This window comes from Nostoc sp. CALU 1950 (genome assembly GCF_051172895.1).
Classification (GTDB): domain Bacteria; phylum Cyanobacteriota; class Cyanobacteriia; order Cyanobacteriales; family Nostocaceae; genus Nostoc; species Nostoc edaphicum_A.
The window spans coordinates 1-2906 of sequence record NZ_JBDNJQ010000325.1 but is presented as its reverse complement, the minus strand read 5'-3'; the positions used below and the strand labels follow the sequence as shown (position 1 = coordinate 2906).

The window sequence follows — 2906 nt, the reverse complement described above, 5'->3', positions numbered from 1 at the left end:
AAGTCGGGGATCTGGACATCGCGCATTTTCACAACTCATTTAGGATTGCTATATCTTACAGAAGACGCTGTGATTCAGTACCTTTGCAGCAAGATACAATGCGTTAGCGCTGCTTACCGTAGGTATCGCTTTTTGTCAGAATACCTTCTGGCTGGTGGATTGCGCTTGGCTTGCACCGTTATAGAATTGATGTCACAACAACCGATGATGTGAAATTACGCATAATGTTATGTGTTTGGCGCTTTCACCAAGTTTGACTACATCTTGTGAGTTTCTGCACAAATCCAGTGATGTCAAATTTTTCGCTGTAACCAAGCAAAAAATTCATCAACAGAGAGCGTCAAATTTAAATCTTCTAACACTGGTAATATATCTTGTCCTGCTAACAAATCTGGTAAAGAATTAGGTTGATAAACTAAAATACAACGTTCACTTGGATCAATCAACCATCCTAGCTGACTGCCATTTCTCAAACAGTGTAAAATATTGCCAGTTACTTCCGTTTGACTTTCAGCAGGGGAAAGAATTTCGATGATCCAAGGGGGTGCAAAATCAATCCCGCTGCTAATAATATCACCACTCTCATCCAGTGGTATTTGATTGGTAGAGATCACAACCACATCAGGAACTACTGAACGATTACCGCAGGTACAGCGTAATTCAGGAAAGGCTTCGTAGTTACTGCCCAACGGATCAATTACTGCAACTAAACGTTTTTGCAATAAACTGTGTTTACCTCCTCCCATAGGTTTCTGAATTGCCTCTCCGTTAATATATTCCCAAGCTGGTGACTCTTCAATGTATGGAAGTTTTAAGAACTCTTCTAAAGTCGCGCTTTTTGTAACTGTAATTTTTCCTTGCGTCAACCCAATATTTTTCATAATGTAGAGTCACTTAGGAATTATTGCACAACTTAACAATTTATCTGTATTTTGTTGGTTTGCATCTATAAATTTATAATTGTATATGATCATATTATGGAATGTAGGTAGAAGGTAAAAATATGACAATTACTACCAACTTAAAGCAACTTTATGAAACCGATGAGAATTTATGGTTAGAAAAAACTATTGAATTATTAAAACAAAAACAGTTTAACCAACTTGATTTAGAAAACTTAATTGAGGAATTAATCAGTTTGGGCAAAAGAGATTTAGCTAAAGCCAAAGGTCTTTTAAGGCAAATTATTATTCATATATTATTAATCCAATATTGGCAGATAGAATATGAGAGAAACTATCGTCATTGGATTGGAGAAATCAAAACCTTTAGATATGACTTAAATAATCATTTAACGACGAATTTAATAAACAAGTTACAGGATGATTTAGAGAATATTTATCAAAGTGCGGTTGATTTTGTGAAAATTAAAACCGATTTAACTATTTTTCTAGAAAAGTGTCCTTACACTCTTGTTCAATTACTAGATGATAATTATTTACCTTAAAGATATCAGTCTTATCTGATTGTGGGGAAATCAAAGCAGCACCAAAAGCGATGTCTACGACGGGCTACGCCTACGCAGTTTCACGAATAGCCATCACAATTACTTCTGCAAAAAATTTTATTCTGCTAGTTTACCATCTGAATAATTCTCTATCAGATTACCTGCCTGCTGTCTCAATGATTGCCCCTTCATAAATTTGCTCAAATAATCTGATCTGATCCAGATCAGGTCGTTGTGTTAGGCTGCTGGCGCTGGGCGACCTGGATTAACAACCTTAATGCCTCATTCACTGCTTCATCGTTGGGAAAAGCTTGGGCAACATCGGGAGCTAAAAGTACTAGGTTCGTTTTTGTACGATACCGTTCAACATATTTACCTCTAACCCCGCTTGCCATTTGAGCGAACTCGTACTCAGGACGTAATTCATCTTCCATTTCGTTTTCAACTTCCTTGTTCATAAAACCTCTTCTCTTGACGGGTAGCATTTCGGGCGCTGATAATTCGTATCTTTTCCCCTCTATCAGTATGTGCAACAACTAAAAGTTGTTCAAACCTAGATAAGCCAATAATAACGTAGCGACTTTCTCTAACGGAGTGGTCAGGATCAGGAAAAGTTATGGATAGCGGGTCATTAAATACGGTTGCAGCTTCCTGAAAAGAAACACCATGTTTCTCAAGGTTTAATGTCGCTTTATCTGGATTCCATTCAAATTCCATTTACAAATCTCTTTGCCTTTCCTTTGCAGAGTTTAACAGGCTGTTTGTTGATCAAAAGCCAGAACGACTTCTGCATCGCACAGGATCATAGCTCTAGCCTTTGTTGGCGATACTTTTTGAGTAGGTAGTTGCTGATAGTTGCTGACTGATTCAGGTGGAGATACGTCTAGGAAATCCACAGCCTCAAACCATTGTAACCATTTTTCTACAAGCGTTTCATTAGGCTGACTGTCAGCAATTTTAACTTGATGTTTGTGGATAACAAAATCAATGAAATTGGTCACTTCTTGCAAGAGTAGTTCAGAAATTTGCTGCAATTTTGCGATCGCAGTTTCACGAATAGTCATGATATACGCCCAACAATGACTTCTAGTATTTCAAAATCAATATCACATCGCTCAGATTTCTCTGAGTTTAGCATTAAACATATTGGAAGATGCCCAGATGGTGCTGTCCGCGAGTAGTAAATATCCGAGTAATATACCCAATCTCCTTCTTTCCGCCAGCCAACTTCATCACCAAATTTTTCTTGTATTTCTTCACTATTATAAGTTGTATCTGAACCGCCTCCAAGACGTTTCCAAATGCGTTTTTGAACGCTAAATCCAAACCGCCCATTGCTATATTTTAACCAGAGTTTATTTATATTATTTAAGTCTTTTCTTGGAAGAACTTTTATATGTTCTGAACCAGAAATGTTGAATCCTAATACAAAACTTTACATATCTAGTTACACTAACTC

At 37.2% G+C, this 2906-nt stretch carries 7 protein-coding genes; 2 read left to right on the top strand and 5 right to left on the bottom strand.

Annotated features, from left to right (window positions below; translation table 11 throughout):
• The coding region (locus ABF638_RS37520; protein ID WP_435027808.1) for a hypothetical protein at positions 1-213 on the top strand (213 nt) is incomplete at its 5' end.
• A gap of 80 nt (positions 214-293) precedes the next feature.
• Here the strand turns inward: ABF638_RS37520 and ABF638_RS37515 are convergent.
• Positions 294-881 (bottom strand): Uma2 family endonuclease, encoded by a 588-nt coding sequence (locus tag ABF638_RS37515; RefSeq protein WP_435027807.1) that lies wholly within the window; start codon positions 879-881, stop codon positions 294-296.
• Between the two features lie 122 nt (positions 882-1003).
• Here ABF638_RS37515 and ABF638_RS37510 point away from each other — a divergent pair, with 122 nt between their 5' ends.
• Positions 1004-1447 carry a DUF29 domain-containing protein gene (locus tag ABF638_RS37510; protein WP_435027806.1) on the top strand — a complete coding sequence of 148 codons (444 nt, stop codon included), beginning with the start codon at positions 1004-1006 and terminating at the stop codon, positions 1445-1447.
• Positions 1448-1671: 224 nt separating this feature from the next.
• Here ABF638_RS37510 and ABF638_RS37505 read toward each other — a convergent pair whose 3' ends face one another.
• The 4 genes from ABF638_RS37505 to ABF638_RS37490 are packed head-to-tail and all read right to left on the bottom strand — an operon-like array spanning position 1672 to position 2843.
• On the bottom strand, positions 1672-1905 hold the full coding sequence (locus tag ABF638_RS37505) for a hypothetical protein (protein ID WP_435027805.1): 234 nt from the start codon (positions 1903-1905) through the stop codon (positions 1672-1674).
• On the bottom strand, positions 1889-2164 hold the full coding sequence (locus ABF638_RS37500) for a BrnT family toxin (protein ID WP_435027804.1): 276 nt from the start codon (positions 2162-2164) through the stop codon (positions 1889-1891). The genes ABF638_RS37505 and ABF638_RS37500 overlap by 17 nt, the downstream gene beginning before the upstream one ends.
• Positions 2165-2196: 32 nt before the next feature.
• Positions 2197-2511: a hypothetical protein gene (locus ABF638_RS37495; protein WP_435027803.1), complete on the bottom strand. Its 315-nt coding sequence runs from the start codon at positions 2509-2511 to the stop codon at positions 2197-2199.
• Complete coding sequence (locus tag ABF638_RS37490) at positions 2508-2843, bottom strand: GUN4 domain-containing protein (RefSeq protein ID WP_435027809.1); 336 nt, start codon at positions 2841-2843, stop codon at positions 2508-2510. Before ABF638_RS37490 ends, ABF638_RS37495 begins: the two co-directional genes overlap by 4 nt.
• Positions 2844-2906: the final 63 nt, after the last annotated feature.